This is a genomic window from Streptomyces sp. NPDC027189, assembly GCF_055566975.1.
This window is the reverse complement of record NZ_JBVHRI010000028.1, coordinates 57,629-83,692: the sequence shown is the minus strand read 5'-3', so window position 1 is coordinate 83,692 and position 26,064 is coordinate 57,629. Positions and strand designations below refer to the sequence as shown.

General features: G+C 70.7%; 22 protein-coding genes. 6 read left to right on the top strand and 16 right to left on the bottom strand.

What is annotated here, in order from left to right; translation table 11 throughout:
- Positions 1-111: 111 nt before the first annotated feature.
- Both ACZ4RZ_RS41475 and ACZ4RZ_RS41470 read left to right on the top strand, forming a co-directional pair.
- The gene (locus tag ACZ4RZ_RS41475; protein WP_362027169.1) at positions 112-762 is read left to right on the top strand and encodes a hypothetical protein; all 651 of its coding nucleotides are present in this window, start codon (positions 112-114) and stop codon (positions 760-762) included.
- Positions 763-986: 224 nt separating this feature from the next.
- Positions 987-2,381 carry a condensation domain-containing protein gene (locus tag ACZ4RZ_RS41470; protein WP_467752762.1) on the top strand — a complete coding sequence of 465 codons (1,395 nt, stop codon included), beginning with the start codon at positions 987-989 and terminating at the stop codon, positions 2,379-2,381.
- Between the two features lie 73 nt (positions 2,382-2,454).
- Here ACZ4RZ_RS41470 and ACZ4RZ_RS41465 read toward each other — a convergent pair whose 3' ends face one another.
- Complete coding sequence (locus ACZ4RZ_RS41465) at positions 2,455-4,272, bottom strand: bifunctional metallophosphatase/5'-nucleotidase (RefSeq protein WP_467752717.1); 1,818 nt, start codon at positions 4,270-4,272, stop codon at positions 2,455-2,457.
- A gap of 265 nt (positions 4,273-4,537) precedes the next feature.
- Entirely contained in the window at positions 4,538-5,821 is a 1,284-nt protein-coding gene (locus ACZ4RZ_RS41460) for an adenylosuccinate synthase (RefSeq protein ID WP_467752715.1), read from the bottom strand.
- Positions 5,822-6,012: 191 nt separating this feature from the next.
- On the opposite strand from ACZ4RZ_RS41460, the gene ACZ4RZ_RS41455 reads away from it, so the two are divergent.
- Positions 6,013-6,876: a diacylglycerol kinase family protein gene (locus ACZ4RZ_RS41455; protein ID WP_467752713.1), complete on the top strand. Its 864-nt coding sequence runs from the start codon at positions 6,013-6,015 to the stop codon at positions 6,874-6,876.
- A 155-nt stretch (positions 6,877-7,031) separates the two neighbouring features.
- Here ACZ4RZ_RS41455 and eutC read toward each other — a convergent pair whose 3' ends face one another.
- Positions 7,032-7,835: an ethanolamine ammonia-lyase subunit EutC gene (gene eutC, locus ACZ4RZ_RS41450; RefSeq protein ID WP_467752711.1), complete on the bottom strand. Its 804-nt coding sequence runs from the start codon at positions 7,833-7,835 to the stop codon at positions 7,032-7,034.
- Entirely contained in the window at positions 7,832-9,226 is a 1,395-nt protein-coding gene (locus tag ACZ4RZ_RS41445; RefSeq protein ID WP_467752709.1) for an ethanolamine ammonia-lyase subunit EutB, read from the bottom strand. Before ACZ4RZ_RS41445 ends, eutC begins: the two co-directional genes overlap by 4 nt.
- Positions 9,227-9,431: 205 nt before the next feature.
- Here ACZ4RZ_RS41445 and ACZ4RZ_RS41440 point away from each other — a divergent pair, with 205 nt between their 5' ends.
- Positions 9,432-10,952: an APC family permease gene (locus ACZ4RZ_RS41440; protein WP_467752707.1), complete on the top strand. Its 1,521-nt coding sequence runs from the start codon at positions 9,432-9,434 to the stop codon at positions 10,950-10,952.
- A gap of 399 nt (positions 10,953-11,351) precedes the next feature.
- Here the strand turns inward: ACZ4RZ_RS41440 and ACZ4RZ_RS41435 are convergent, their stop codons facing one another.
- The 5 genes from ACZ4RZ_RS41435 to ACZ4RZ_RS41415 all read right to left on the bottom strand — a co-directional run bounded on the left by ACZ4RZ_RS41435 (position 11,352) and on the right by ACZ4RZ_RS41415 (position 17,756).
- Positions 11,352-12,572 carry a cytochrome P450 gene (locus tag ACZ4RZ_RS41435; protein ID WP_467752705.1) on the bottom strand — a complete coding sequence of 407 codons (1,221 nt, stop codon included), beginning with the start codon at positions 12,570-12,572 and terminating at the stop codon, positions 11,352-11,354.
- Positions 12,573-12,658: 86 nt separating this feature from the next.
- On the bottom strand, positions 12,659-13,417 hold the full coding sequence (locus ACZ4RZ_RS41430; RefSeq protein WP_467752703.1) for a response regulator: 759 nt from the start codon (positions 13,415-13,417) through the stop codon (positions 12,659-12,661).
- Entirely contained in the window at positions 13,414-14,766 is a 1,353-nt protein-coding gene (locus ACZ4RZ_RS41425) for a sensor histidine kinase (RefSeq protein ID WP_467752701.1), read from the bottom strand. The genes ACZ4RZ_RS41430 and ACZ4RZ_RS41425 overlap by 4 nt, the downstream gene beginning before the upstream one ends.
- Positions 14,767-15,297: 531 nt before the next feature.
- Positions 15,298-15,978 (bottom strand): response regulator, encoded by a 681-nt coding sequence (locus tag ACZ4RZ_RS41420; RefSeq protein WP_467752761.1) that lies wholly within the window; start codon positions 15,976-15,978, stop codon positions 15,298-15,300.
- A gap of 800 nt (positions 15,979-16,778) precedes the next feature.
- A complete protein-coding gene (locus tag ACZ4RZ_RS41415) occupies positions 16,779-17,756 on the bottom strand; it encodes an alpha/beta hydrolase (RefSeq protein WP_467752700.1) in 978 nt (325 codons plus the stop codon).
- 184 nt (positions 17,757-17,940) lie between these two features.
- Here ACZ4RZ_RS41415 and ACZ4RZ_RS41410 point away from each other — a divergent pair, with 184 nt between their 5' ends.
- On the top strand, positions 17,941-18,549 hold the full coding sequence (locus ACZ4RZ_RS41410; RefSeq protein WP_467752698.1) for a TetR/AcrR family transcriptional regulator: 609 nt from the start codon (positions 17,941-17,943) through the stop codon (positions 18,547-18,549).
- A 269-nt stretch (positions 18,550-18,818) separates the two neighbouring features.
- Here the strand turns inward: ACZ4RZ_RS41410 and kynU are convergent, their stop codons facing one another.
- The 3 genes from kynU to ACZ4RZ_RS41395 all read right to left on the bottom strand — a co-directional run bounded on the left by kynU (position 18,819) and on the right by ACZ4RZ_RS41395 (position 21,484).
- Complete coding sequence (gene kynU, locus ACZ4RZ_RS41405) at positions 18,819-20,027, bottom strand: kynureninase (protein WP_467752696.1); 1,209 nt, start codon at positions 20,025-20,027, stop codon at positions 18,819-18,821.
- The gene (locus tag ACZ4RZ_RS41400) at positions 20,020-20,868 is read right to left on the bottom strand and encodes a tryptophan 2,3-dioxygenase family protein (protein WP_467752694.1); all 849 of its coding nucleotides are present in this window, start codon (positions 20,866-20,868) and stop codon (positions 20,020-20,022) included. The genes kynU and ACZ4RZ_RS41400 overlap by 8 nt, the downstream gene beginning before the upstream one ends.
- 202 nt (positions 20,869-21,070) lie before the next feature.
- Positions 21,071-21,484: a DUF3151 domain-containing protein gene (locus ACZ4RZ_RS41395; RefSeq protein ID WP_467752692.1), complete on the bottom strand. Its 414-nt coding sequence runs from the start codon at positions 21,482-21,484 to the stop codon at positions 21,071-21,073.
- 127 nt (positions 21,485-21,611) lie between these two features.
- Here ACZ4RZ_RS41395 and ACZ4RZ_RS41390 point away from each other — a divergent pair, with 127 nt between their 5' ends.
- Positions 21,612-21,842 (top strand): hypothetical protein, encoded by a 231-nt coding sequence (locus ACZ4RZ_RS41390; RefSeq protein ID WP_467752690.1) that lies wholly within the window; start codon positions 21,612-21,614, stop codon positions 21,840-21,842.
- Here the strand turns inward: ACZ4RZ_RS41390 and ACZ4RZ_RS41385 are convergent.
- The 4 genes from ACZ4RZ_RS41385 to ACZ4RZ_RS41370 all read right to left on the bottom strand — a co-directional run bounded on the left by ACZ4RZ_RS41385 (position 21,811) and on the right by ACZ4RZ_RS41370 (position 25,974).
- Complete coding sequence (locus tag ACZ4RZ_RS41385) at positions 21,811-23,349, bottom strand: MFS transporter (RefSeq protein ID WP_467752688.1); 1,539 nt, start codon at positions 23,347-23,349, stop codon at positions 21,811-21,813. The two genes, ACZ4RZ_RS41390 and ACZ4RZ_RS41385, sit on opposite strands and share 32 nt — an antisense overlap.
- Positions 23,350-23,412: 63 nt before the next feature.
- Positions 23,413-24,435, bottom strand: coding sequence for a class II fructose-bisphosphate aldolase (fbaA, locus tag ACZ4RZ_RS41380; protein ID WP_467752686.1), 1,023 nt, complete (start codon positions 24,433-24,435; stop codon positions 23,413-23,415).
- Between the two features lie 185 nt (positions 24,436-24,620).
- Positions 24,621-25,169 carry an orotate phosphoribosyltransferase gene (pyrE, locus tag ACZ4RZ_RS41375; protein ID WP_467752682.1) on the bottom strand — a complete coding sequence of 183 codons (549 nt, stop codon included), beginning with the start codon at positions 25,167-25,169 and terminating at the stop codon, positions 24,621-24,623.
- Between the two features lie 10 nt (positions 25,170-25,179).
- Positions 25,180-25,974, bottom strand: coding sequence for an aldose epimerase family protein (locus ACZ4RZ_RS41370; RefSeq protein WP_467752681.1), 795 nt, complete (start codon positions 25,972-25,974; stop codon positions 25,180-25,182).
- Between the last annotated feature and the right edge of the window lie 90 nt (positions 25,975-26,064).

Below are 26,064 nucleotides of genomic sequence, written 5' to 3'. Positions count from 1 at the left end.
GCGGCCGACCCCCGCGAACCCGACGAGTTGTGCACCGGACCTTCCCAAGACCGCCGCGCGCACTACGCTGCCCTGACCACCCTGCACCCAAGGAGCAAGAGGAGCCGTCTGTTGGCCTGTGACCTGTGGTTGGTCCCGCTCGTCGACGTGCTGTGCCACACCCCCGACAACCCCTTCGCCGAGGAACTCGCGCTCTACGACAAGGTGCTGGGCGAGGCCGGACTCCCGCCGGTCCCGGTGTACGCGTACATGCCGGGCCTCTCCGGCGACGTGGCCCCGGTCGCGGGCTTCGACTACGACGCGCTGCACTTCCTGCGCCGCGCGTACCTCCTCCAGATGTGCGGGCTCGCGGTGACGCCGGTGGACGAACTCGGGGGTGACTACGAGCAGCTCCTTGAGATGTTCGAGACGAACGCCCAGCAGTCGCACCTGGTCTGGCACTACGACCACGCGGGTGCGTACGTCCCCGTGGACTTCCCGCACCCCCTCGCCAACGACGAACTCCTCGCGGGCGGCGGCCCCCTGGGCTCCTCCCAGACCCTCCTGCGCGAACTGGAATTCGTCGCCCCGTCGATCGGCATCGACCCGGCGAACCCGCCCGCCGCCCCGCAGCCCCCCATGGCCCCCACGGAGCTGGAGGAACCGGCCGCCCCCGCCCCCTACGACGCCAGCCCCTTCGCCCGCGAACGTCACGTCTGGCTGGGGCTGCACGCCGCCGCGACCCGGAGCCTCGCCCAGGGGTCGATGATCATCTTCAGCTGATCCGGGGGCGCGGGGCGGAGCCGCAGGTGGCCCACCCCGCACCCGCACCGGCACCCGCACCGGCATCCGCACCGGCACCGGCACCGGCACCGGCACCGGCACCGGCGAAGCCTTGGCCGCCTTCCTCCAGGGCGCCTCCTGACCGCGGCGTCTCTTCAGGATCATCCGTTCGTTGGGCTGGTCGTTGGCATCGAGCGATGCCGCGATCGGAGAGCCGCGTGCGTATGACCGACATCCAGCATTGCGAGATCCGGCCCGGACGTCTCGTGGAGTGGACGCTGCATCCGGCGGCCGTCGAGGCCTCGGCGAGACTGCCGGACGACGACCGTCCGCCCGCATACGTCCAGGAGTCCCACGTCCGGACGGCGCGATCGGTGCGCGAGGACGGCCTGTTCGTACCGACCTGGCTCGGGACGGCGTTCGACATCCCGGGACGGGTCGATCTCGACGTGCTCGAAGGCGCGCTGCGGGCCTGGACGCTCAGACACGAGACACTGCGCAGCGGTTTCCGCTGGGCCGGCGACGAGATGCGGCGCTTCACGCTGGACGCCGATGCCGTCGTGCTGCACCGGAAGGACGTCGGCGAGTTCTCGGACGCGGCGGCGCTGACCCGGTATTTGCAGGACCGCTTCGACGTCGCGGCGAACGCGCTCGCCTGGCCGAACTTCATCTTCACCGCGGTCGTCAGGGAGGACGGCGGGAGTGTCTACATGGCGTTCGACCACAGCAACGTCGACGCGTACTCGATCCAGCGCATCACCGCCGAGATCCACGAGCTCTACGCGGCCGGTCTCGAAGGCCGGGCCGCGGACACGGCGCCGGTCGCCAGTTACGTCGACTTCTGCGCGGGCGAGCGCGCGAACGCCGACCGGATCGGCGACACGCACGCGATCGTGGCCCGCTGGCGTGAGTTCATCGGCCGGTGCGAGGGGAAGCTGCCGAACTTCCCCGTCGACCTCGGCCTCGACCCCGACGGGCCGCTGCCCGCCCAGAAGTTCCTGCACGAGATGCTCATGGACGGCGCGGACGCGGCGGCCTTCGAGGCGTACTGCCGCCCGCACGGCGGAAGCCTGGTCGGCGTCCTCGCGGCCACCGCCCTCGCCGTCCACGAGATCAGCGGGCAGCAGGTGTACCGCACGGTCGTGCCGTTCCACACCCGGGCGACATCCCAGTGGTCGGACTCGGTGGGCTGGTACGTGGGCGGCGCGCCGATCGAGATTCCCATGGCGCAGGCCCCGGACTTCGACCGCGCACTGGCGATGGTGCGCGCCGCGCTGCGGGAGAACCGGCCGCTCGCACGCATGCCCATCGCCCGCGTGCTCCGTCTGCTGGGCTCCGACTTCCGGCCCACGTCTCCGGACCTGTACTCGATCGTCTCGTTCGTCGACACGCGCGGCATCCCGGGATCGGAGCGGTGGCAGGACCTGAAGGCGTACGGGCTGATCCGGGTGTCGTACGGCGACCAGGTGTGCGCGTGGACGACCCGGCTCCACGAGGGCGTGCAGTTCGCCTGCCGCTACCCGGACACCGACGTCGCGTACAAGAACATGCGGCTGTACGTCGAGCGGCTGCGTGAACTCATCGTCTCGACAGCGCGGCACGCGGCCCTGCGCACCTAGGACCACCACCGCGACCGACAGCCCCCTCAAGAGGACATCGGTCGCGGAGATCAGGTGGTGTCCGCGTGATCGCCTAGAACACCGGCGTCCCGTCCTGCGTCAGCTTCCAGTTGGTCGCGGCGAAGTCGGCGGGGTCCAGCGTGCCCTTGGACGTCACGTAGTCGATCATCAGCTGGCGGATCGCGTTCGTCGAGCTGTACGCGATGTCGGCCGAGGCGATGTGCGGATAGCCGCTGCCGCCGTTGGCGCGGTAGTTGTTGACGGCGACGACGAAGACCTGGTCGTCGGCGACCGCGGTGCCGTTGTAGCTGAGGTTCTTGATCCTCGACCCCTCGGCCTGGGCGATGTCGATGTCGTACGAGACGCCGGCGGCGGTGTCGTACATGTAGTCCCAGAAGTTGTTGGCGTTCGTCAGTGTCGCGGTGTCGACCTTCGTGCCGCTCGGCACCTGGTGGTAGTACTTCGCCGCGTACTCCAGGTATTCCTTGAGCTGCGCGCCCGTGAGCTTCTTGCCGTACAGGGTGTTGTCGTAGATGTAGAGCCCCGCGACGTCGCGGATGGTGACGTCGCCCTTGGGGATGTCGGCGGTCCGGCTGAAGGGCGCGGCGACCGAGATGAGCGGGAGCGCCGCGTCGGCCGTGGACAGGCCGGAGGCCACCGTCGCCATCTGGACCTGGTGGATGAAGTCCATGACCGGGACGTCCTTCCAGCAGGCCTCGGCCGCGGACAGGTCCGCGGTACACGTGCCCACCGGCGTGTTGACGTACTTCACCACGAGGTCGTGGTCGGCCTTGAGGAGCTCGGTGATCTCCGCGTCCTCCTCGACCGTGTTGCTGTTGAGGGTCTGCGCCTTGGTGCCCGTCACCTTCCACTGGCCGTGGTCGAGTTCGAGCTCGAAGTCGAAGACGGTCAGGCGCATGCCGTAGCAGTACGGCTCGGAGAGGACCACGTCCTTGCCGGTCTCGGTGTTCGTCACCGTGTAGGACGAGACCTCGGTGTGGGTGTGGCCCACGAGGATCGCGTCGATACCGGGAACCTGCTCGGCCACGAGGTTCGACGCGTTCTCGACGTAGGGGAGTTCGGTGCCGTAGGAGGAAGAGCCGTCGAGCCCGGAGTGGTCGGTCAGAAACACGACGTCGCAGCCGAGGGCGCGGAGGCGGGGGACGTACTTCTTGGCCTGCTCCACGAGCCCGGTGAACGCCATCTTCCCGGAGACGTTGTCCTTGTCCCACAGAGCGATTCCGGGGTTCGTCAGCCCGAGGATGCCGACCTTGATGTCGGGAGCGCCGGGTACGCAGATGCGCTTCACGGTGTACGGCAGGAACGCCGGCCGGAGGGTCTTCGCGTCCAGCGCGTTGGCGCCGAGCAGCGGGAAGTGGCACTGCTTCTCGAACGTGCGGAGCGTCTCGATGCCGTAGTTGAACTCGTGGTTGCCGAGCGCGGCGGCGTCGTACCGCATGGCGTTCATGGCGATCGCCATCGGGTGCTTGGGCCCCTTGTGACCGTCGGCGCCGGTGATCGGGGCGACGCGCGCGTAGTAGTACGCCAGCGAGGTGCCCTGGATGATGTCGCCCGCGTCGACCAGCAGGACACGGTGCTCACCCTTGGCGGCCCGCTGCTGCTTGATGAGGGTGGCCACGCGGGCGACCCCGACCGAGTTGCCCTTGCTGTCCTTGTACGCCGCGTCGGTGTAGTAGTCCCAGTCGAAGACGTGGCTGTGCAGGTCGGTGGTGCCGAGGATGGAGAACGACCAGGTGCGCGGCGTCTTTTCGGGGTGCCGGTCGGCGGCCCGGGCGGGCGCCGCGGCGGCCGTCCCCGCGACGGCCACGGCCGCACCGGTGACGGCCGACTTCTTCACGAACTCCCGGCGGTTCAAGGGGTTCACGGGCATACGGGGCTCCTGGGAGTGGGGTGGCGAGGGCAGGTGAACGGGCCGTGCGAGCCGTGCGGGGACTACACGCGTAGATCGTGGTCGCACCTGGCCCCTGCCGAAACCAGGAGCAGCCCATGTCCCGGTCAAGGATGGGCATGGCACGACAACGCCCCCGGGTCGGCCGAAGCCTCACCGGGGGCGCTTCCAAGAGCCTTGCGAGCCCTACGAGTTGGTCAGGAGCCGTACTCGACGAACGAGTTGCTCAAGAGCCGTACCAGAGGTACTAGATGAACGAGTTGATCTCGATCGTCTCGTCGCGGCCCGGGCCGACACCGATCGCGGAGATCGGCGCGCCGGACATGTCCTCGAGGGCCTTGACGTACGCCTGGGCGTTCTTGGGGAGGTCCGCGAAGGTCTTGGCCTTCGTGATGTCCTCCGACCAGCCCGGGAGCGTCTCGTAGACCGGCTTCGCGTGGTGGAAGTCGGTCTGGGAGTACGGGAGCTCCTCGACGCGCTTGCCGTCGATCTCGTACGCCACGCAGACCGGGATCTCCTCCCAGCCGGTGAGCACGTCCAGCTTGGTGAGGAAGAAGTCGGTCAGACCGTTCACACGGGTCGCGTAACGGGCGATGACCGCGTCGAACCAGCCGCAGCGCCGGTCACGACCGGTGGTCACACCGCGCTCGCCGCCGATCCGCCGCAGCGCCTCGCCGTCCTCGTCGAAGAGCTCGGTCGGGAACGGGCCCGAGCCGACGCGGGTCGTGTACGCCTTGAGGATGCCGATGACCCGGCTGATCTTCGTGGGGCCGACGCCCGCACCGGTGCAGGCGCCACCCGCGGTCGGGTTGCTGGACGTCACGAAGGGGTACGTGCCGTGGTCGATGTCGAGGAGCGTGCCCTGGCCGCCCTCGAAGAGCACGACCTTGTCCTGCTCCAGCGCCTGGTTGAGGACCAGGACGGTGTCCGCGACGTACGGCTTGAGCCGGTCCGCGTAGCTCAGCAGCTCCTCGACGACCTGGCCGGCCTCGATGGCGCGGCGGTTGTAGAGCTTGGTGAGCAGCTGGTTCTTGACCTCGAGGGCCGCTTCGACCTTCTGCGTCAGGATCGACTCGTCATAGAGGTCCTGGATACGGATGCCGACACGGTTGATCTTGTCGGCGTAGGTCGGCCCGATGCCGCGCCCGGTCGTCCCGATCTTCCGCTTGCCGAGGAAGCGCTCGGTGACCTTGTCCACCGTCACGTTGTAGGGCGTGATGATGTGCGCGTTTCCGCTGATCAGGAGCTTGGAGGTGTCGACGCCTCGCTCGCCAAGGCCGTTCAGCTCGGAGAACAGCACCGACGGGTCGACGACGACTCCGTTTCCGATCACCGGAGTGCACTCCGGTGTGAGGATTCCGGAAGGGAGGAGGTGGAGGGCGTACTTCTGATCGCCCACGACTACCGTGTGGCCGGCGTTGTTGCCGCCCTGGTAGCGCACCACATAGTCCACGGATCCACCGAGCAGGTCGGTGGCCTTTCCCTTGCCTTCGTCACCCCACTGAGCACCGAGCAGCACAAGTGCGGGCACAGGCGTACACCCCTTCCGGGCGGGGCATGTCCAAGGTCGGGGACGTACGCGGCTGGTTTTCGATACGGCTGCGTACGCCGGCGACCTCCTTTGGCCGCGACCGTCGGACCGGATGCCCCGGAATAGACGAAGCCCCTGGCGCAATAGCGCAAGGGGCTCTTGCACCAAGATGCTACCCGAGGAAGCGAGGCATGACCGAGGTGGCGGCTTCCGACCAGCTTCTGGTGGTCATCGACCCGGTCGCCCGACGGATGGACGGCGAGTCTGTACGGATCGCGAAAGACGTGCTCAGCGCGGGTGCGGCGACGAAAGTGTGCCTCCCCGCGGGGCCCGAGGAATTCGCCCGGGCGCTGGCCCGTCGGGGGTCGCGGAGGCCTGTCGTCGTCGGCGACGACCGGGCTCTGCTGCGGGCGGTGTCCCTTTTGCACCGGCAGCGGGAGTTCGCCGCGTGTGCGCTGTCGCTGGTGCCGGTGGGGGGCGTGCTCTCGCTGGCGCGGTCGCTGGGGGTGCCCACGGGGGCCGTGGCGGCGGCCCGGGCCGTGCTCGACGGGGTCGAGCGGCGGATGGATCTGCTCGTCGACGACAGCGACGGGGTGGTGCTGGGGGCGCTGCGGATCCCCTCGTTGCCCTCCCCCGCTCCCGTCGACGGGGATGCCGGCCCCGTCGACGAGGATGCCGGGGCCCGCCCTTGGCTGCGCACCTGCCAGTCCCTCGTCCGGACCCTCGTCGCCCGGCCCCCGCGGCCGGCCTCCGTGCCCGGGCCCGGTCCCTCCCGGCTCCGTGTCGAGGTCGACGGGGTCACGGTCGTCGACCTCGACCAGCCCGTGGAGACGGTGTGCGTGACGCCGGGCTTCCCGGCGGGCGGTGCGGAGGTCGAGGTCCGGCCGGTGTCCGTGGGCGCGGAGGCGTCGCCCCTCCGGGCCGTGGGGCGCCGGGTCACCGTCTCCGGCGCCGATTTCCGGTATCGGGCGGACTCAGTGGTGGGCGGGCCTGTACGGACTCGGACGTGGACGGTGCGGGAGGGGGCGTGGGGGTTGACGTTGCCGGTGCGGTGACGGCGGGGTGTGTTTCGCCCCCGCCGCCCCTACCCATCCCGTACCTGGGGCTCCGCCCCAGACCCCGTTCGCGCAGTTGCCCGCGCCCCTTTTCAGGGGCGCGGGCAACTGCGCGATCTTTTAGCGGGGGTCTGGGGCGGAGGGGGGCGAAAAACCTACCCCGCCGACAGCTGCGGCGCGTCCGACTCGTCCTTCAGGGCCACCCCTGTGGCACCCAGCTCCCGCGCCCGGTGCATGAGGGCGACCAGTTTGGTGGCGGCCACCGCGTGGGTGAGGCCCAGCGGGGGCCGGATGTTGGAGAGGCAGTTGCGCTCGGCGTCGGTGGTGTGGCCGGGGCGCGAGGCATACGTCAGGTACGCGCCGAGGGAGTCGGCCGCCGACATTCCAGGGCGTTCGCCGATGAGGACCACCGCCAACGTCGCCCCCAGCGCCTCCGCGATGTCGTCACCGAGAGCCACCCGCGCCTGCTCGGCGAGGACGACCGGGGCGACGCGCCAGGCCGCGGGCAGCAGGGCCGTCGTCTCACGGATCACCGGCGCCGCGTGGTCATGGACCGCCCGGCTCGACAGCCCGTCGGCGACCACGAACACCACGTCCCAGTCGTCGCGCGGCAGGTGGGCGCGATCGAGGTCGTCCAGCCGCCGGCCCAGATCGGGGCGCTGGAGGTAGGTGAGCCGGTCAGGAGCGGCACTGCGCACCCGTATCGTCGGCACACCGATCAGCGCGGACGCCACCACGTCGGGGTCGAAGGGCGAGTGCACCGCGTCCCGCGCGGCCGCATGCGCAGCCTGCAGTTCGAGCCGGTGCCGTGTAGGAAGCGCCGAGCCGGCCCGGCCGAGCCCGATCCGGGCCTGGGTGTGGCGGCGGAGGGAGGCCCACAGAGCGGCGTCGGACTCGGGCGGTGCCACCAAGGCCCTTACCAGCGTTGCCAGTTGGCCCAGCTCACGGTCGTCCGTCATGCGGCTGTCTCCTTGCCGATCGTCATCAAGGGATGGGCCGTACCCGACACATCCCTGATCCCGCCGCCCACGTCCAGCAGCCCGATCCGCTCCAGCCACGCCTCGAACTCCGGCGCCGGGCGCAGCCCGAGGACCTCGCGCAGGTACAACGCGTCGTGATACGAGGCCGATTGGTAATTGAGCATGATGTCGTCGCCGCCAGGCGTGCAGATCACGAAGGAGGCGCCCGCGACCCCGAGCATCGTCAGCATGGTGGCGATGTCGTCGTCGTCCGCGTCGGCGTGGTTGGTGTAGCAGATGTCCAGGCCCATCGGCAGGCCCAGCAACTTCCCGCAGAAGTGGTCCTCCAGGGCCGCGCGCAGGATCTGGCGGCCGTCGTACAGGTACTCCGGGCCGATGAAGCCCACCACCGTGTTCACCAGCAGCGGGTCGTAGCGGCGGGCCACCGCGTACGCCCGCGCCTCCACCGTCTGCTGGTCCACCCCGTGGTGTGCGTCGGCGGACAGCGCGCTGCCCTGGCCGGTCTCGAAGTAGAGGGCGTTCTGCCCGACGGTCCCCCGGCCGAGCCCCTTGGCGGCCTCGTACGCCTCGTCGAGCAGCCCGAGGGTGACACCGAAGGAGGCGTTCGCGGCCTGCGTACCGGCGATGGACTGGAAGACGAGGTCGACGGGGGCGCCCCGTTCCATCAGGTCGAGGCTCGTCGTGACGTGGCACAGGACGCAGGACTGGGTGGGGATGGAGTAGCGCTCGATCACCCCGTCCAACAGCTCCAGCAGATCCCGTACGGCCTTCGGGCTGTCCGTCGCCGGGTTGATGCCGATCACCGCGTCGCCCGAGCCGAGGAGGAGTCCGTCCAGCAGGGCCGCCGCCACGCCCGCCGGGTCGTCGGTGGGGTGGTTGGGCTGGAGGCGGGTGGCGAGGCGGCCGGGCAGGCCGATCGTGGAGCGGAAGGCGGTGACCACCCGCACCTTGCGGGCGACCGCCACCAGGTCCGCGTTGCCCATGAGCTTGGAGACGGCGGCCACCATCTCGGGCGTGAGCCCGGGTGCCAGCGCGGCCATGCTCGCGGCGTCCGCCGCCTCGGACAGCAGCCACTCCCGGAACTCCCCCACCGTGAGCCCGGAGACGGGCGCGAAGGCCACCGCGTCATGGCCGTCCACGATCAGCCGGGTCACGTCGTCGTCCTCGTACGGGATCACCGGCTCGGCGAGGAACCGTGCGAGCGGCACCTCGGCCAGCGCCCACCGCGCCGCGACCCGCGCCTGCGCGGACTCGGCGGCGAGCCCGGCGAGCCGGTCGCCGGAGCGCTCGGGGCTCGCGGCGGCGAGCAGCCGGGCCAGTCCGTCGAACTGGTGACTCCGGCCGCCGAGGGTGGCGGTGTAGGTGCTCATGACGGCGACCGTACGAAGGGGTACGGCGCCGGGTCCACGCCCGGCCGGAGAGTTAACGCAGACGTTCGTTCCCGTGTCGCTCTAAAGGTCTGATTGACAAACATTTAACGCCCGGACTCGCCGGCCGACTCATTCGCCCAGCAGGATTCCGGCTCGTCGCACACCAACGATCACCGACTGAGCGCATGCGGAAAGGGGCCACCCGATGGCAGTACAAGAGGGCGTGATCCCTGGGGCACCGGCCACGGCGGACGAGCCCGGAGGCACCGTCCACCGGCTGAAGCCGAACGCGATCGGCCTGCTGGGCGTGGTCTTCATGGCCGTCGCCACCGCGGCCCCGATCACCGCCATGACGGGCAACGTGCCGTTCATGGTGTCGGCCGGAAACGGCATCGGCGCCCCCGCCAGCTACCTCGTCGCAATGGTCGTCCTGGCCATCTTTGCGATCGGCTTCACCTCGATGGCGAAGCACATCACCTCCACCGGCGCCTTCTACGGCTTCATCTCGTACGGCCTCGGCCGCACTGTCGGACTCGCCTCGGGCCTGCTGGCCACCTTCGCGTACGTCGTCTTCGAGCCGGCCCTGATCGGCATCTTCTCGACCTTCGCCACGGGGACGTTGAAGGACCAGACGGGGGTGGACGTCCCGTGGTGGGCGTTCGCGATCCTGATGCTGGCCATCAACGCCACGGGCACGTGGTTCGGTGTCTCGGTCGCCGAGAAGCTGCTCGTCGTGCTGCTCGCCACCGAGGTCACCGTCCTCGCCGCGATGGCGATCTCCGTGGCCCTGCACGGCGGCGGCCCGCACGGCTTCACCTTCGGCCCGGTCAACCCCGTCAACGCCTTCAAGGGCACCAGCGCCGGGCTCGGTCTCTTCTTCGCCTTCTGGTCGTGGGTCGGCTTCGAGTCGACCGCCATGTACGGCGAGGAGTCCCGCGACCCGAAGAAGATCATCCCCAAGGCGACGATGATCAGCGTGCTCGGCGTCGGCGTCTTCTACGTCTTCGTCTCCTGGATGGCCATCACGGGCAACGGGGAGGCGGAAGCCGTGAAGGCGGCCTCGTCCGCGAACCCGCTGGCGCTGTTCTTCAACCCCACCGAGCACTACGTCGGCCACTGGGCCGTCGACGTCATGCAGTGGCTGATGATCACCGGCTCGCTGGCCTGCGGCATGGCCTTCCACAACTGCGCCGCACGCTACATGTACGCGCTGGGCCGCGAGGGCGTACTCCCGTCCCTGCAGAGGACCATCGGCCGCACCCATCCCCAGCACGGCTCCCCGCACATCGCGGGTCTCGTGCAGACGGTCGTGAGCGGTGTGCTGATCGGCGCGTTCTGGATCGCCGGCAAGGACCCCTACACCGGTACGTACGTCCTGCTCGCCATCCTCGGCACGATGGCCATCCTCGTGGTGCAGGCCGTCTGCTCCTTCGCGGTCCTCGCCTACTTCCGCACCAACCACCCCGAGAGCAAGCACTGGTTCAAGACCTTCACCGCGCCGCTCCTCGGCGGCCTCGCGATGCTCGGCGTGGTGGTCCTGCTGGTCTCCAACATGGGCGCCGCGGCCGGCACCGAGTCCGGCTCACTCATCCTGAAGTCCACGCCCTGGATCGTCGCCCTGATCGCGGTGGGTGGGGTCGGCTACGCGACCTACCTGAAGCGCCGGGCACCGGAGCGGTACGCGTTGCTGGGACGGACGGTGCTGGAGGAGACAAAGGAACGGTGACAGCCGACTCCTGGGACCGGGAGCGCCGCTAAGAGGCGCGGAGCTGTGACACATGCGGCTCCGCCGCGTGGGCGCGACCAGCCACGATGGGCCCGCAGCCGCCGGTCCACCCCTTCGGCGAGGGCTCTCAGCCCTCGCCGAAGTGCTGTTCCACGGGGATCGCGGTGCTGCTGACTGCGGCGGGGCTGGTGGGGTTGCGGCGGCGGGATCTGAGTACGTGAGGGGGACAAGGGAGAGGGTGCGGGTGGGGTGGGGGTGGAGGTGGCGTGGGTTTTCGCCCCCTCCACCCCCACCCGTCCCGTATCTGGGGGCTGCGCCCCCAGACCCCCCTGGGTTGATTTTTGGCTCCGGGTGGGTGGGGGCCTGTCGCGCAGTTCCCCGCGCCCCTGACGGGGTTCGTCAGAGCGTCACCCTCAAGCCCTCCAGGCCCCGGATCACGAAGTTCGGCTTTCGGGTGGGCTCTTCCGAGAGGGTGAGTGTGGGGGCGTGGGTCAGCAACGCGGTCATGGAGGAGGCCAGTTCGATGCGGGCCAGAGGCGCGCCGATGCAGTAGTGGATGCCCGCGCTGAAGGAGATATGGGGGTTGTCCGTGCGGGCCAGGTCCAGCTTCTCCGGGGTGGCGAAGACCGCGGGGTCGTGGTTGGCGGAGCCGAAGAGCATGGCGATCTCCGCGCCGCGGGGGATGGTCGTACCGTCGATCTCGATATCGTCGAGCACCCAGCGCTCGAAGAGCTGAAGCGGCGTGTCGTAACGCATCAGCTCCTCCACCGCCGTGGGAATCAGGGAGTGATCCGCGCGGAGGGCGGCCAGCTGGTCGGGGTGGCGGAACAACGCCCACCAGCCGTTCACCGTGGAGTTGACCGTCGCCTCGTGCCCCGCGTTCAGCAGCAGCACGCACGTGGAGATCATCTCCTGCTCGGTGAGACGGTCGCCCTCGTCGTACGCCGCGATGAGCCCCGAGATCAGGTCGTCCCCGGGCTCCTTGCGCCGGACCTCGATCAGCTCCCGCAGATACTCGGTGAACTCGACCGACGCCCGGACCGCCGTCGCCGCCGTCTCCTCCGACGGGTTCAGCTCGTACATCCCGCAGATGTCCGCCGACCACGGCCGCAACGGCGCCCGGTCCGACTCCGGGATACCCAGCATCTCGGCGATCACCGCCACCGGCAGCGGCTCCGCGACATCGGTCAGCAGATCGCCGCCGCCCGCCTCCACCAATCCGGCGACCAGCTCACCTGCCAGCCGGTCGACGTACGGCTTCAACTGCTCCACCGTGCGCGGCGTGAACGCCTTCGACACCAGCCGCCGGATGCGCGTGTGGTCCGGGGGCTCCAGGTCCAGCATCCCGTGGTCGTTGAGCACATGGAACGGCTCGTGCTCGGCCGGCGGCACCGTCCGCCCGAAGTCCTCGTGCGTGAACCGGTGCTGATACGTCCTGCCCAGGCGCCGGTCCCGCAGCAGCGCCGACACATCCGCGTGATGCGGCACCAGCCACTGGTTGGTGGGCTCGTAGTGGTGCACCCGGCCCCGCGCACGCAGCTCCTCGTACGCCGGGTACGGGTCCGCCACGAACGCCGGGTCCCACGGGTCGAAGGCCTGCGGAGTCTCCAAAGCTGCCATGGACGGACGCTAGCCCCACGCACCCCCCTCTGAACAGGGGCGTCTCGACGAGCGACCCCCGCCCGGTCCACGGACCACACCCCTGATCACCTGGGCGTGACCAGCCGTGCCTCGTACGCGAACACCGCCGCCTGCGTACGGTCCCGCAGGCCCAGCTTCACCAGGATGCGGCTCACATGGGTCTTGATCGTGGACTCGGCCACGACGAGCCGCCCGGCGATCTCCGCGTTCGACAGGCCCTGGGCGATGAGGACCAGCACCTCCGTCTCCCGCTCGGTCAGATCCCCGTACGCCGCCTGCGCCGTGGCCGAGAGCCGGGGCGCGTCCGCCAGCTTGGAGAACTCGGTGATGAGCCGCTTGGTGACGGAAGGGGCGAGCAACGCTTCCCCAGCCGCCACCACCCTTACCCCGTCCGCGAGTTGGCGCGCCGAGGCATCCTTGAGCAGGAAGCCGGAGGCTCCCGCGCGCAGCGCCTGGTACACGTACTCGTCGAGGTCGAACGTCGTCAGGACCAGCACCTTCGCGGCGCCGTCCGCGGCGACGATTTCCCGGGTTGCCTCGATCCCGTTCATCTCCGGCATGCGGATGTCCATCAGCACGACGTCCGGGGCGAGCTCACGGACCCGCTCGACCGCGTCCCGCCCGTTGACCGCCTCGCCCACCACCTCGATGTCCGGCATCGCCCCGAGCAGCACGGAGAAGCCCTCTCGGACCATCACCTGGTCGTCGGCTATCAGGACGCGGATGGCGCCCCTGCCTGCACCGCCGGCGCCACTGAGGTCGTTGATGCCGCTGGAGCCACTGGTGGCGTTGGTGCCGCTGGTGGGGTTGGTGCCTTCCGTCATGCGGGCTCCTCGGCGGGGGGTACGGGCAGGAACACCGTCACCTCATAGCCCCCGTCGTCCGTCTCGCCCGACGTCATCTCGCCGTCCAGCATCGTGACCCGCTCGCGCATGCCGGTGATGCCGTGCCCCGCGCCGTGGGTGGACTTCGTCAGACTCGTCGCCGGCGCGCGGCCGTTGACTATCCGCAGGCCGAGCCCGCCGAGGACGTACCCGATCTCGACGCGTGCCGCCGCGCCCGGCGCGTGCCGCAGGGTGTTGCTGAGGGCCTCCTGGACTATGCGGTACGCCGACAGCTCGACGCCCTGCGGGAGTTCGCGTACCGCGCCGGTGACCGTTTTCTCCACGGTCAGGCCCGCGTCCCGCACATTGGCGAGGAGCGCGTCCAGGTCGGCGAGGGTGGGCTGGGGGGCGTCCGGGGCCTCGTAGTCCTCGGCCCTCACGACACCGAGCACGCGGCGCAGCTCGGTCAGCGCCGCGACCGCGTTCTCCCGGATCGTGACGAAGGCCTGCTCCAGCTCCGGCGGCGGGTTCTCCACCCGGTACGGAGCGGCCTCCGCCTGGATGGCGACCACCGACATGTGGTGGGCGACCACGTCGTGCAGCTCGCGGGCGATCGTCGTGCGCTCCTCCAGGAGCGTGCGCTTGGAACGCTCGTGCGCCGTCTCCGACTGCTGGGCGGTGACCTCCTGCTCCGCCTCACGGCGTATGTGCAGGACGGTGACGACCAGGAGGGCCAGGGCGGAGACGAACAGCAGCGGCACCGTGTTGGTCCCGTAGTAGTGGCCCGAGCCGAAGACGGTCTCGGCGCCCATCCCGTACGTGGCGGTCAGCAGCCACATCCAGGCGGCGGTGCGCGGCCTCGTCCTGAGCGCCACGACCGTCAGCACCGTCAGGTGGGCGGCGAAGGTGCCGGGCAGCCACGGCCAGTCGCTCCAGCTGGAGCCGAACACGGCGACGACCGGGGTCGCCGCGAGGGAGAACCAGAAGGCACCGATCGGCCGGATCAGCGTCAGCAGGACCGGGATCAGCGCGAGGAGGGCGCACAGCAGCGTCCTGACACTGGCGTGGCCCTCGCCGTCGCCGTCGGCTGTGGCGACGGCCATCGCCAGCAGTCCGGCCGCCGCGACCGCGGCGTGCGGGGTCCAGGCCGCGTACTCCCGTATCCCCTCGGGCAGGCGTCGGGTGAGCGGGCCGTCCACTCGCATGCGCGGCAGCGGGCGGTAGGCGAAGGCGTCGTGGAACAAGTCCTGCCGCAGCCCGCGCAGGGCGTCCGCGGCCAGCCGGAACTCCGGGCTGCGTGGCTTGGCCCCGCCCGGCGGCGTCATCTGCGTCTGGGTCGTCTCGGTCACGTTCAAAACGGTAGGCCGTGGTGGGGGTCGCGGTCGTCACCTGCGAGGAGGGTCCTTGTGGGTCCGTCTCAGGTACTACGGGTATGGGCGGGGTCCTTCGGTGGGGTGGCCGGCCGACGGTGGTCCTTCGCCCTTCGCCGGGTGGTGGGTCGGGGCCGTGCCGGTACATCCGCCCGTATCCGGGATCAACCGTGGGTTGCCTGGTGGGCGTCGGCCGCGGATCCGTCCGGATACAGGCATTCGACGTACCGGTACGGCCCCTTCCGTGTGTGGGCGAGTGCGGGTGCGTGGGGGCGTGCGTCGGCGACTGCGAGTGCGGTGGGGCGTGCGGCGCTGCGGGTGCGTGGGGCGTGCGGCGCTGGTGCGGGTGCGGGTGCGTGTGGCGCGACTGCGGGGGCGTGGGCGTGCGGCGCTGGTGCGGGTGGGTGCGTGGGGGCGGGCATCTGCGGACGTGGCGCGTGGAGGTTGGGGGTGGTCGGGGCGGTGACCAGTGGCTGGGGGCTGGGGTCGTCGTGCCCTCGACTCGCGGGGTCAGTAGCCCGCGGGGCGGACCAGGCCGGACTCGTAGGCGAAGACCGCTGCCTGGGTGCGGTCGCGCAGGCCGAGTTTTACGAGGATGCGGCCTACGTGGGTCTTCACGGTCTGTTCGGCGACGACCAGGCATTCGGCGATCTCCGCGTTCGACAGGCCCTGGGCGATGTGTGCGAGGACCTCCGTCTCGCGCTCGGTCAGCTCGCCCACGCGCTGCTTGAGGGGGGCGCGGGGCGTGGAGTCGAGGCGGGAGAACTCGGCGATGAGGCGGCGGGTGATGCCGGGCGCGAGCAGTGCGTCGCCCGCCGCGACCACCCGTACCGCCTCGGCGAGCTGGTCGGCGGACGCGTCCTTGAGCAGGAACCCGGAGGCGCCGGCGCGCAGGGCGTCGTACACGTACTCGTCGAGGTCGAAGGTGGTGAGCACCAGCACCCTGATCCGGGGTGTCTCGTCGGTGATGCGGCGGGTGGCCTCGATGCCGCCCAGCTCGGGCATGCGGATGTCCATCAGGACGACGTCCGGGGCGAGTTCGGCGACCTTGGCGATCGCGTCCAGGCCGTCGACCGCCTGGCCGACCACCTCGATGTCGGGCTGGGTGTTGAGCAGCACGGTGAAGCCCTGCCGGACCATCTGCTGGTCGTCGGCGATCAGTACGCGAATGGTGCCGCTCGCGCTCGTCATGGGGTCTCTTCTCCTGTCGGGCCTGTGGAGTTGTCGTCGGCGGAGCCGTCGTCGGCGGCAGCGGCGCCGTTGCGGGGCAGAAAGGCCGCTACCGCGAATCCGCCGCACGACGTCTCCGAGGTCACGAGGGTGCCACCGAGCATCGACACCCGCTCGCGCATGCCGAGCAGACCGTGCCCGGCGCCCGGGGACGGCGGGGCGGGACGCTCTGGTCTGGAGTTGACGACCCGTACCTGAAGGCCGCGCGGGAAGTGCCAGAGCTCGACACGGACCGCGGAACCGGGCGCGTGCCATCACCCGGCGCAGCGGCTCGCGCAGCACCAGGGCGAGGCCGCACTGGGCCAGGCCGAAGGTGACCGCGGCCAGCGTCGGCGGGTTCAGGTTGGAGACCACCGCGCCGGGCACGCCGACCATCGAGGCCGGATATCCGGCCCACGCCACCAGCGCCGCCGTCGCGGCCGCGCCGCCGGTCAACAGCACCCAGCCCGCGCGCCGCCGGTCCAGTTCACCGCGCGTCCAGGCCGCGCCCAGGGTGTACGGCACCAGCCAGCCCGCCGCGACGTTCACCCAGCCGAGCCAGGACGGGCCGCCGAGACCGAAGCGAATGAGGTCCACATGGAGAACGACGGCCAGCGGCCACAGCGTGGGAAGTTACGGACCGTGACCTGTCGTCGGCGTCCCGCTGGGGAGCTCACCTGAGAGGTAGCTCTCAGGTACTACGGGTATGACCGGGGCGGCTCGAAGGAGAGGCAAGTCCCCTTGGCATCAGGCCAGTTGGACGTCAACAAGCCAGTTGGACGTCACCAGGCCAGTTGGGCGATCTCCTCGGCCACCACGGCGCACGCGTCCGCCGCCGGGTCGATCAGGGGGAAGTGGCCGACCTCCTCCAGGAGCGTCAGGCCGACCACCTCTCCCGCCTTGGCGGCGGCATCGGCGTACGACTCGGCGACCGCCTGTGGGACGACGATGTCGGTGCGGCCCTGTACGAGGGTGGTCGCGATGCCGGTGGGGAGGAGGTGCACCGGGTCGGCGTAGGGCAGTCGCTCGGCGAACTTCCCCTCCCCGCCCAGCAGTTGGCGGGCGGCATTGCCGCACACGTCGAGCTTCTCCGCGACCTGGAAGTCCGCGATCGGAGCGAGGGCGACGACGCCGCGCAGGGGGGCGGGTCGGTCGGTGCGCCAGGGGGCGTCGGCGGGCAGGAGGTGGCGGGCGGCGGCCCACAGGGCCAGGTGGCCACCCGCTGAGTGCCCCGTGACCACTGTGCGCCGGGGGTCGGCCTGCGGGAGCTTCTCGCGTACGAGGGCGGGCAGCGCGTCGAGGGCGGCCGCGATGTCGTCGAAGGTGTCGGGCCAGCGCCCCGCGATCGGGCCCGTGGCGCCTTGACTCTGAGCCGGGATCTGGAAGCTGTTCGGCTCGGGGGCCGCGGCGCCCCGGCGGTACTCGACATTCGCCACGGCGAAGCCGCGGCGGGCCAGGAAGTCCGCGAACGGGGTGATGTGCCGGCGATCGTACGGGGCACGCCAGGCGCCGCCGTGCAGAACGATCACGAGGGGGGCGGGGACCGCGGGGTCCGGCTCGCGCGGGGCGTAGAAGTCGATCACCTGATCCGGGTGGTCGCCGTACGACGCGGTGATGTCGGGGTCCACGGTCGGATGCGAGAAGGCCGACGCCTCTTCCGCGGCGTCGCGCTGCAGGGCCGCCTCGTGCTCGGCGGCGGCGCGCTGTGCGGCGGCTCCGTCGGCGGCGTCGTCCTGGGCTGCGGCGTCGTCGTCCTGCATGCTCCAACCTCTCAGCGGTGAAACGGATTTGGCGGACCAGGAGAGAATTCGGCCGTTGGCGGGGACGGTATCAGGCCCGTGACGTGCGTCGACACGGGGTTGTCACGCTCGGTGAGGGTTAAACGGTTCTGTTGTTTCGTTACGCTGGCGGGTAGCGTCCGTATGCCCGCAGAAGGAGGTCGTCATGTCCGCCGAGCCCGGCACCGTACGTCCCGGGGGGCGTACCGCCCGTGTCCGTACGGCCGTGTTGCGGGCCGCCGGGGATGTGCTCGCCGAGCATGGGTTCGCGCATCTCGATCTGGCCGATGTGGCTCGGCGGGCCGAGGTGGGCAAGACGACGGTGTACCGGCGGTGGGGGTCGGTGACGGGGCTGGTCGCCGACTTGCTCAGCGATATGGCCGAGCAGTCGCTTCCCCGTACGGAGACGGGGAGCGTGCTCGGGGATCTGCGTGCCAATGCCGCGCTGGTGCGGCGGACGCTGGCGGATCCCCGGCAGGGGGCGTTGTTTCGGGCGGTCATCGCCGCGGGGGCGTGCGACGTGCGTACGGCGGAGGCGTTGCGGAGGTTCTACGACGTGCGGGTCGCCGAGTGGGCGCCGTGTGTGGAGCAAGGGGTTGCTCGGGGTGAGCTGCCGGCGGGTACCGATGCCGCGCTGGTCGTGCGGGCGGTGTCGGCGCCGCTCTACTACGCCTTGCTGACCACCGGGGCGGCTCCCGATGACGCTGCCGCCGATCGGGCCGCCGAGGCCGCGGTTGCCGCTGCCGCGGCTGGGGTGTACGTCGTCGGCGGGTGACCCGACGCGGTGGTGCGGGCGAGCAGGGTTTTCGCCCCCTCCGCCAGCCGCACCCGCACCCGCACCCGCACGCTCCCACGCCCCCACGCCCCCGCAGTCGCCAGACCACGGAAGGGGCCGTGCCGGTACACACATGCCCCGTCGCTTACGTGGTTGCCAACAGGCCGAGCCATGAAGCCCAAGCGATCTGCCGCCGGCGACGGGGCGGATGTACCGGCACGGCCCCGACCCACCCACCGACGGAACGCGAGGAGCGTCGGCTCCCAGAGCTACCCCAGCACCTCCCCCAGTACCTCTCCCAGCACCCGCGCCGCCTTCTCCACATCCCCGAACCCCACGTACAACGGCGTGAAGCCGAAGCGCAGGACGTCGGGATGGCGGAAGTCGCCGACCACGCCCTGTTCGATCAGGCTCTTCATCACGGTGCCCGCTTCCGCGCAGCGCAGGGCGACCTGGCTGCCGCGTTCCGCGGGGGCGGACGGGGTCAGGGACTCCACCCGGCCCTCGGGGACGTACGCCGAGACGCACTCCAGGAAGAAGTCCGTGAGGGCGAGGGACTTGGCGCGGACGGAGTCGATCGAGACGCCGTCCCACACCTCCAGCGCCGCCTCCAGGGCCAGCATCGACAGGATGTCCGGCGTGCCGACCCGGCCGCGCAGCGCACCCGGGGCCGGGGCGTACGACGGGCTCATGCCGAAGGGGTCCGCATGCGAGTTCCAGCCGGGCAGCGGGGAGTCGAAGCGGGACTGCAAGTCGCTGCGGACGTACAAGTACGCCGGTGAGCCAGGGCCGCCGTTCAGGTACTTGTACGTGCAGCCGACCGCCAGGTCGACTCGGTGCGCGTCCAGACCCACCGGCAGCGCGCCCGCGCTGTGGCACAGGTCCCAGACCGCCAGCGCGCCCGCGTCATGGATCGCGGCGGTCAGGGAGGGGAGGTCGTGCAGCCTGCCCGTGCGGTAGTCGACGTGGTTCAGCAACACCGCCGCCGTACGGGGGCCCACCGCACCCGGGACCTCCGACGGGTCGAGCGGCCGCAGCTCGCACCCCGTCAGCCGCGCCGCCGACGCCGCGATGTACCCGTCCGTCGGAAACGTCGTCGCGTCGACGACGATCTCATCGCGGCCGTCCCCCGCCAACCGCACCGCCCCCACCAGCGCCTTGAAGACGTTCACACTCGTGGAGTCGCCGACCACGATCTGCCCGGCCGCCGCCCCGACCAGCGGAGCGATCCGGTCACCGATCCGCTCGGGCGCGGTCCACCAACCGCTCTCCTCCCAGGAGCGGATACGCAGCTCACCCCACTGCCGGCGCACGACGTCGTCGACCCGTCCGGGCACCCCCACCGGCAGTGCGCCGAGCGAGTTCCCGTCCAGGTACACCACGTCGTCCAGCACGAACTGTGCGCGCAGCCCCGCCAGTTCATCGGCTGCGTCCAGCTTCTCTGCCCTGAGGATCAGCTCGGACTCAGACTCAGACATGGGACCTCGCCGTCCACAGCTCCGGGAACACGTTCTTCTGCGCCCGCTTCTCCAGCCAGGCCACCCCGGCGGAGCCGCCCGTACCCGCCTTCGCGCCCATGGCGCGCCGGGTGGCGACGAGATGGTCGTTGCGCCAGCGCCACACCAGCTCGGCGACGTCCGTCAACGCCTCGCCGAGGCGGGCGAGTTCGCCGTCCTCGGGGCCCGCGTACAGGGCGGTCCACACCGCTTCGACCTCCCCCGAGGGCTCGTACCGCCGCGACACATCCCGCTCCAGCACGGACGTCGGAATCGCGTGCCCGCGGCGCGCCAGCAGCCGCAGCACCTCGTCGTACAGGCTCGGCTCGTGCAGCGCCTTCTCCAGCTCGGCGTGCACGCGCGGCGCGCCCCGATGCGGGACCAGCATGGACGCGGACTTCTCGCCGAGCAGGAACTCCATCCGGCGGTACATGGCCGACTGGAAGCCGGAACCCTCGCCCAGGGCGGAGCGGTACGAGTTGAACTGGGCGGGGGTGAGCTGCGAGAGCGGCCGCCAGGACGCGTTCAGCGCCTCCAGCTCCCGTACGGACCGCTTCAGCGCGGCCACCGCGGTCGGGACGTCATCGGAGCGGAGCGCGTTCGCCGCCGTCTCCCACTCGTGGACGATGACCGTGAACCACAGCTCCATGACCTGGGTGGTCACCAGGAAGACCATCTCTCCGGGGTCGTCGGAGAGGGTGTGCTGGAGGTGGGTGAGCACGTCCGCCTGTACGTAGTCCTCGTACGGGGTCGTGCCTTGGAAGTCGAGATGCGGGGTCTCGGGCTCCTGAGCCTCTGCGGGCTGAGCCGGATGGGACGACATCGCTGTCTCCTGATGCGTACTCCGGGTAGCGGTCCGCCCCTGCCGTTACCGACACGGGGGCCCCGGTCCCCACCGCGCATCCTCCACAATCGTCCCCCGAAACCGCAAGGTCCGCCCGGTCACACCAGGCGGACCCGCACAAACACCCGCGGAACCAGCGAACCGGCCGACAGCCGAACCAGCTGGCCAGCTGACCGGCGAACTAGCCCAGCGTCTGCGCCGCCGTGGGCGAGGAGTCCTTCAGGAACTGGCTGCAGCGCTCGTACTCCTCCTGCTCGCCGATCGCCTGCGCGGCGCGGGCGAGGGCGTGCAGGGCGCGCAGGAAGCCGCGGTTCGGCTCGTGCTCCCAGGGCACCGGGCCGTGGCCCTTCCAGCCGTTGCGGCGCAGGGCGTCCAGGCCGCGGTGGTAGCCCGTACGGGCGTAGGCGTACGACTCGACGACGCTGCCACGCTCGTACGCGTCGTCGGCGAGCTGCGCCCAGGCGAGCGAGGAGGTGGGGTACTTGGCGGCGACATCGGCGGGCGCCGTGCCGTTCGCGAGGAGCTCACGCGGCTCCGGGTCATCGGGGAGGTGGGTCGGGGGCGGTCCCCCGAGGAGGTTCTCGTGAATCGTCATGGGTTCCAGTCTGCTGCATTGGCCGTGATCGGTAACGGTCGCCTACGGCCCTTCTGGAGCGAACGGTTCCGCGTGCACACTGCGATCACCCACCAAGTTGTACGTGTTCACGACAACGGGGGATCGCATGCGTACGACGACCGCCGCCCGGAACCGGAGAATCGGCGCGCCGGCCTCCGAGACGGCGAAGATCTACATGAACTACCCGATCCACGACACCGACGTGAACAAGCCGATCGCCATCCACACCTTCCCCGACAAGGCCGGCGCCACCGCGAGTGCCAGCCGGATGATCTTCGCCTACAAGATCGACACCGTCGGCACCGTCACGAAGCCGGACCAGCGCTGGAAGCCGTAGCCGGTCCCGAGTCCGGCGGCGCGGCCGCGCGTGCCGGCTCCAGCGGAGGTGCCGTCACACACCCGTGCGTACGGCACTGGGGACGCCGGCAGTCGGGCGCCGGGCGGCGTACGGTCGCGTAGGCCAGCACCGCACCGACCACCAGGACACCCGCGCACAGCGGCATCGCCCGCCGGAAGGCCGCGTTGAAGGCGTCCGCCGAGCGGTACGCCTCCGGGCCCATCCCGGCGAGCAGCGGCAGCGCGGCCACGGCGAGGAGCCCGGCCGCGCGGGCCGCCGCGTTGTTGATGCCGCTCGCCAGGCCCGCCCGCGCGGTGTCCACGGAGGCGAGGACGGTGGCGGTCAGCGGCGCGACCAGGGTGACCATGCCCAGACCCATCACCAGCAGTGCGGGCAGCACATCGACGACGTACGAGGCGTCCTCGCCGACGCGCAGCATCAGCAGCAGGCCCATCGCGCACAGCAGCGGACCCACGGTGAGCGGGATGCGCGGGCCGATGCGCTGGGCGAGTTCCCCCGAGCGCGCCGAGAACAGCAGCATCAGGACGGTCGTCGGCAGCAGCGCCGTACCGGCCTGGAGCGCCGAGTAGCCCACCACGACCTGGAGCTGGAGCGCGGTCAGGAAGAAGAAGCCGCCGAAGGCCGCGTACACGCACAGGGTGACGAGATTGACGGCCGTGAACTGGCGTGAGGCAAAGATGTCGAGCGGCATCATCGGATCGGGCCGGCGCCGCTCCACGTACACGAAGGCCACCCCCGAGGCCACGCCCGCGACCGCTGCCACCGCGACGACCACCGAGCCGCCGCGGGCCTCGATCAGGGCGTACGTCACCAGGGCGAGCGCGAGTGCGCCCAGGGTAGCGCCGAGGACGTCGAAGCCGTGGTGCGTGCGCTCGTCGGACGACTCGGGGACATGGCGCAGCGCGATGGGGGCGCACACCAGCGCCACCGGGATGTTCAGCAGGAAGACCCAGCGCCAGCCGGGGCCGTCCACCAGCCAGCCGCCGAGGAACGGCCCGACCGCCGCGCCGACGCCCCCGAAGCCCGACCACAGGCCGACGGCCCTGGCCCGGTCGTCCGGATGGAAGGACGCCTGGATGAGCGCGAGCGAACCGGGGGTGAGCAGGGCGCCCCCGATCCCCTGCAGGGCGCGGGCGGCGATCAGCACGCCCACGTTCGGCGCGAGACCGCACAGCAGCGAGGCGGACGCGAACCACACCACACCCAGGACGAACACCTTGCGCCGCCCGAAACGGTCCCCGAGCGACCCGCCCAGCAGGATCAGCCCGGCCAGCGTCAGCATGTACGCGTTGACGGTCCACTGGAGGGCCGCGAGGCTCGCGTCCAGGTCACGGCCGATGGTCGGCAGCGCGACGTTGACGACGGTCGAGTCCAGCATGGCCATGCTGGAGCCGAGCACGGTGGTCAGCAGGATCCATTTGCCCTTGGGGGTGGAGATCCGTACGGCCGGTTTCTCTCCCGGTCTCTCCTGCGGAGGGGCAGCCATACCTCGGAGCATACGGAAGGGCCCGGCACCGCGGGGGTGCCGAGCCCGAACCGAAGGTGATCGCTACTTGAGCTTGGTGCCCGTGGAACGCAGCGCGGCGCAGGCCTCGGTCACGCGCTTGGCCATGCCGGCCTCGGCGAGCTTGCCCCAGGTGCGCGGGTCGTAGGTCTTCTTGGAGCCGACCTCGCCGTCGACCTTCAGGACACCGTCGTAGTTGCGGAACATGTGGTCCGCGACGGGGCGCGTGAAGGCGTACTGGGTGTCGGTGTCGAGGTTCATCTTCACGACGCCGTTCTCCAGCGCCGTGGCGATCTCCTCGGCCGTGGAGCCGGAGCCGCCGTGGAAGACGAAGTCGAACGGGCTCGCCTTGCCGTACTTGGCGGCGACACCCGCCTGGAGGTCCTTGAGGAGCTCGGGGCGGAGCACGACGTTGCCCGGCTTGTAGACGCCGTGCACGTTGCCGAAGGACGCGGCGAGCAGGTAGCGGCCCTTCTCGCCCAGGCCGAGGGCCTCGGCGGTGCGCAGCGCGTCCTCGACGGTCGTGTACAGCTCGTCGTTGATCTCGTGGCTGACGCCGTCCTCCTCGCCACCGGTCGGGGTGATCTCGACCTCGAGGATGATCTTCGCGGCGACGGCCTTCGCGAGCAGTTCCTGGCCGATGGCCAGGTTGTCGGCGAGGGTCTCGGCGGAGCCGTCCCACATGTGCGACTGGAACAGCGGGTTCTCGCCCTTGGCGACGCGCTCGGCGGAGATGTCGAGCAGCGGACGTACGTAGCCGTCCAGCTTGTCCTTCGGGCAGTGGTCCGTGTGCAGCGCGACCGTGATGTCGTACTTCGCGGCGACGATGTGCGCGAACTCGGCGAGCGCGACGGCGCCGGTCACCATGTCCTTGCTGTACTGGCCGCCCAGGAACTCCGCACCACCGGTGGAGATCTGGATGATGCCGTCGCTCTCGGCCTCCGCGAAGCCGCGCAGCGCAGCGTGCAGGGTCTGGGACGAGGTCACGTTGATGGCCGGGTAGGCGAACTTGCCTGCCTTCGCCCGGTCGAGCATCTCGTTGTAGACCTCGGGGGTTGCGATGGGCATCTGTCCGCTCCTTGTATGTGCGGGTCTGCGTACTGCTGTACGCCTGGACTGCTGCTTACGGCCCTGACCTAGGGGGCGACGTCATCGTCGGCCCCATCTTTCCAGACTTGACCCGGTGCTCCGGCCACGGCGTCCGACACCCGTCGGTAACCCCTGGGAACATGCATCCCAGGGGTCCGCGTACGTCAGTCCAGCCCCAGCTCGTCCTTCGAATAGGCGAAGAGGTAGGGCACCCCGGCGCCCGCCTCGATCTTCTCGGCGGCGCCGGTGGCACGGTCGACGATCGTCGCGACGCCGACGACCTCCGCGCCGGCCTCACGGACCGCCTCGACGGCGGCGAGCGGGGAACCACCGGTGGTGGACGTGTCCTCGACGACGAGCACACGGCGGCCCTCGATCTCCGGCCCTTCCACGCGCCGCTGCAGACCGTGCGCCTTGGCGGCCTTGCGCACGACGAAGGCGTCGAGTCGCTTCCCGCGCGCGGCGGCGGCGTGCAGCATGGCCGCGGCCACGGGGTCGGCGCCCATGGTCAGCCCGCCCACGGCGTCGAAGTCCAGCTCGGCCGTGAGATCGAGGAGGACCTGCCCGACGAGCGGCGCGGCCTCCCCGTCCAGGGTGATGCGGCGCAGGTCGACGTAGTAGTCCGCCTCAAGACCCGACGAAAGGGTCACCTTGCCGTGCACCACGGCCTTGTCCTTGATCTGCTGCAGCAGCGCGCCGCGTACGTCACTCATGTCCGCCAGCTTAGATGCGCCGCCAGCTCCAGGTCGTGGTCGCCTCCAGGGGCTCGATGGGGGTGACCAGGCGGGGATGGGTGTTCAGCCCGTTGGGCGGCCCGGTCTGGGGCTCCACGCACACGGCCGCCTCCTGCTCGTCGTACACCACGACCCACTCCTCGCGGCTGGCGACCTTCAGCTCGAGCTGCCCGGGCCAGGTGAGCGTCACGTCGACGCCGTCCGGCATGCCGAAGCAGTCGTCCCAGGGGCTGGGCTTCGGCTCGATCCGCCGCCCGGTCGGCAGGTGGTCGTCGCCGCGCTCCTCCTGCCAGGCGGGCTGGAAGTCGACGCGGGCGTCCTCGCCGTCTCCCCCCAGGTTCCTGTTGAACCACGGGTGCCAGCCGATCTGGGCCGGGAAGGACGATTCGTACGTCTCCACGGACATCGTGAGCGTGAAGGCGTCCTCTGTCAGGGTGAAGGCCTGGGTGACGCGGCCGGGGTGGGGCCAGGGAGTGACGAGGTCGTACGTGATGACGGCCTCGTTCTTGGTGATGCGGGCGGTGCGCCAGGCGCCGTCCCGGGCGGTGCCGTGGATGGCGTGCGGTGGGGAGTTGAGCGGCATCTGCTGGACGGTGGCGCCGTCCAGGAACCGTCCTTCGCGGATCCGGCCGCACCACGGGACCATGGGGAAGCACCCGAACTTCGCGCCCTGCCGCAGCAGTTCGACGCCGCCGACTCGCAGACTTCCGACCCGTCCGCCGTTGGCCGGCGCCACGGTCACCTCCGCGTCGCCCGCGGTCAGCGTGATGTCTTCGTTACTCACGGAGTTGACCCTACTGGGACGGGCCCGGCCTGCGGGATTTCGCCCCCGCCGCCCCTGCCCATTCCCGCCATCAGGGGCTCCGCCCCTTCG

Coding starts and splice junctions, on each gene's coding strand:
- ACZ4RZ_RS41465 (WP_467752717.1), bottom strand. CDS start 4,272: ATGCCCGTGAACCCCTTGAACCGCCGGGAGTTCGTGAAGAAGTCGGCC.
- ACZ4RZ_RS41385 (WP_467752688.1), bottom strand. CDS start 23,349: ATGGCTGCCCCTCCGCAGGAGAGACCGGGAGAGAAACCGGCCGTACGG.
- ACZ4RZ_RS41445 (WP_467752709.1), bottom strand. CDS start 9,226: ATGAGCACCTACACCGCCACCCTCGGCGGCCGGAGTCACCAGTTCGAC.
- ACZ4RZ_RS41455 (WP_467752713.1), top strand. CDS start 6,013: ATGACCGAGGTGGCGGCTTCCGACCAGCTTCTGGTGGTCATCGACCCG.
- ACZ4RZ_RS41420 (WP_467752761.1), bottom strand. CDS start 15,978: ATGACGAGCGCGAGCGGCACCATTCGCGTACTGATCGCCGACGACCAG.
- kynU (WP_467752696.1), bottom strand. CDS start 20,027: ATGTCTGAGTCTGAGTCCGAGCTGATCCTCAGGGCAGAGAAGCTGGAC.
- ACZ4RZ_RS41400 (WP_467752694.1), bottom strand. CDS start 20,868: ATGTCGTCCCATCCGGCTCAGCCCGCAGAGGCTCAGGAGCCCGAGACC.
- pyrE (WP_467752682.1), bottom strand. CDS start 25,169: ATGAGTGACGTACGCGGCGCGCTGCTGCAGCAGATCAAGGACAAGGCC.
- ACZ4RZ_RS41415 (WP_467752700.1), bottom strand. CDS start 17,756: ATGCAGGACGACGACGCCGCAGCCCAGGACGACGCCGCCGACGGAGCC.
- ACZ4RZ_RS41430 (WP_467752703.1), bottom strand. CDS start 13,417: ATGACGGAAGGCACCAACCCCACCAGCGGCACCAACGCCACCAGTGGC.
- ACZ4RZ_RS41435 (WP_467752705.1), bottom strand. CDS start 12,572: ATGGCAGCTTTGGAGACTCCGCAGGCCTTCGACCCGTGGGACCCGGCG.
- eutC (WP_467752711.1), bottom strand. CDS start 7,835: ATGACGGACGACCGTGAGCTGGGCCAACTGGCAACGCTGGTAAGGGCC.
- ACZ4RZ_RS41440 (WP_467752707.1), top strand. CDS start 9,432: ATGGCAGTACAAGAGGGCGTGATCCCTGGGGCACCGGCCACGGCGGAC.
- ACZ4RZ_RS41410 (WP_467752698.1), top strand. CDS start 17,941: ATGTCCGCCGAGCCCGGCACCGTACGTCCCGGGGGGCGTACCGCCCGT.
- ACZ4RZ_RS41470 (WP_467752762.1), top strand. CDS start 987: ATGACCGACATCCAGCATTGCGAGATCCGGCCCGGACGTCTCGTGGAG.
- ACZ4RZ_RS41390 (WP_467752690.1), top strand. CDS start 21,612: ATGCGTACGACGACCGCCGCCCGGAACCGGAGAATCGGCGCGCCGGCC.
- ACZ4RZ_RS41395 (WP_467752692.1), bottom strand. CDS start 21,484: ATGACGATTCACGAGAACCTCCTCGGGGGACCGCCCCCGACCCACCTC.
- fbaA (WP_467752686.1), bottom strand. CDS start 24,435: ATGCCCATCGCAACCCCCGAGGTCTACAACGAGATGCTCGACCGGGCG.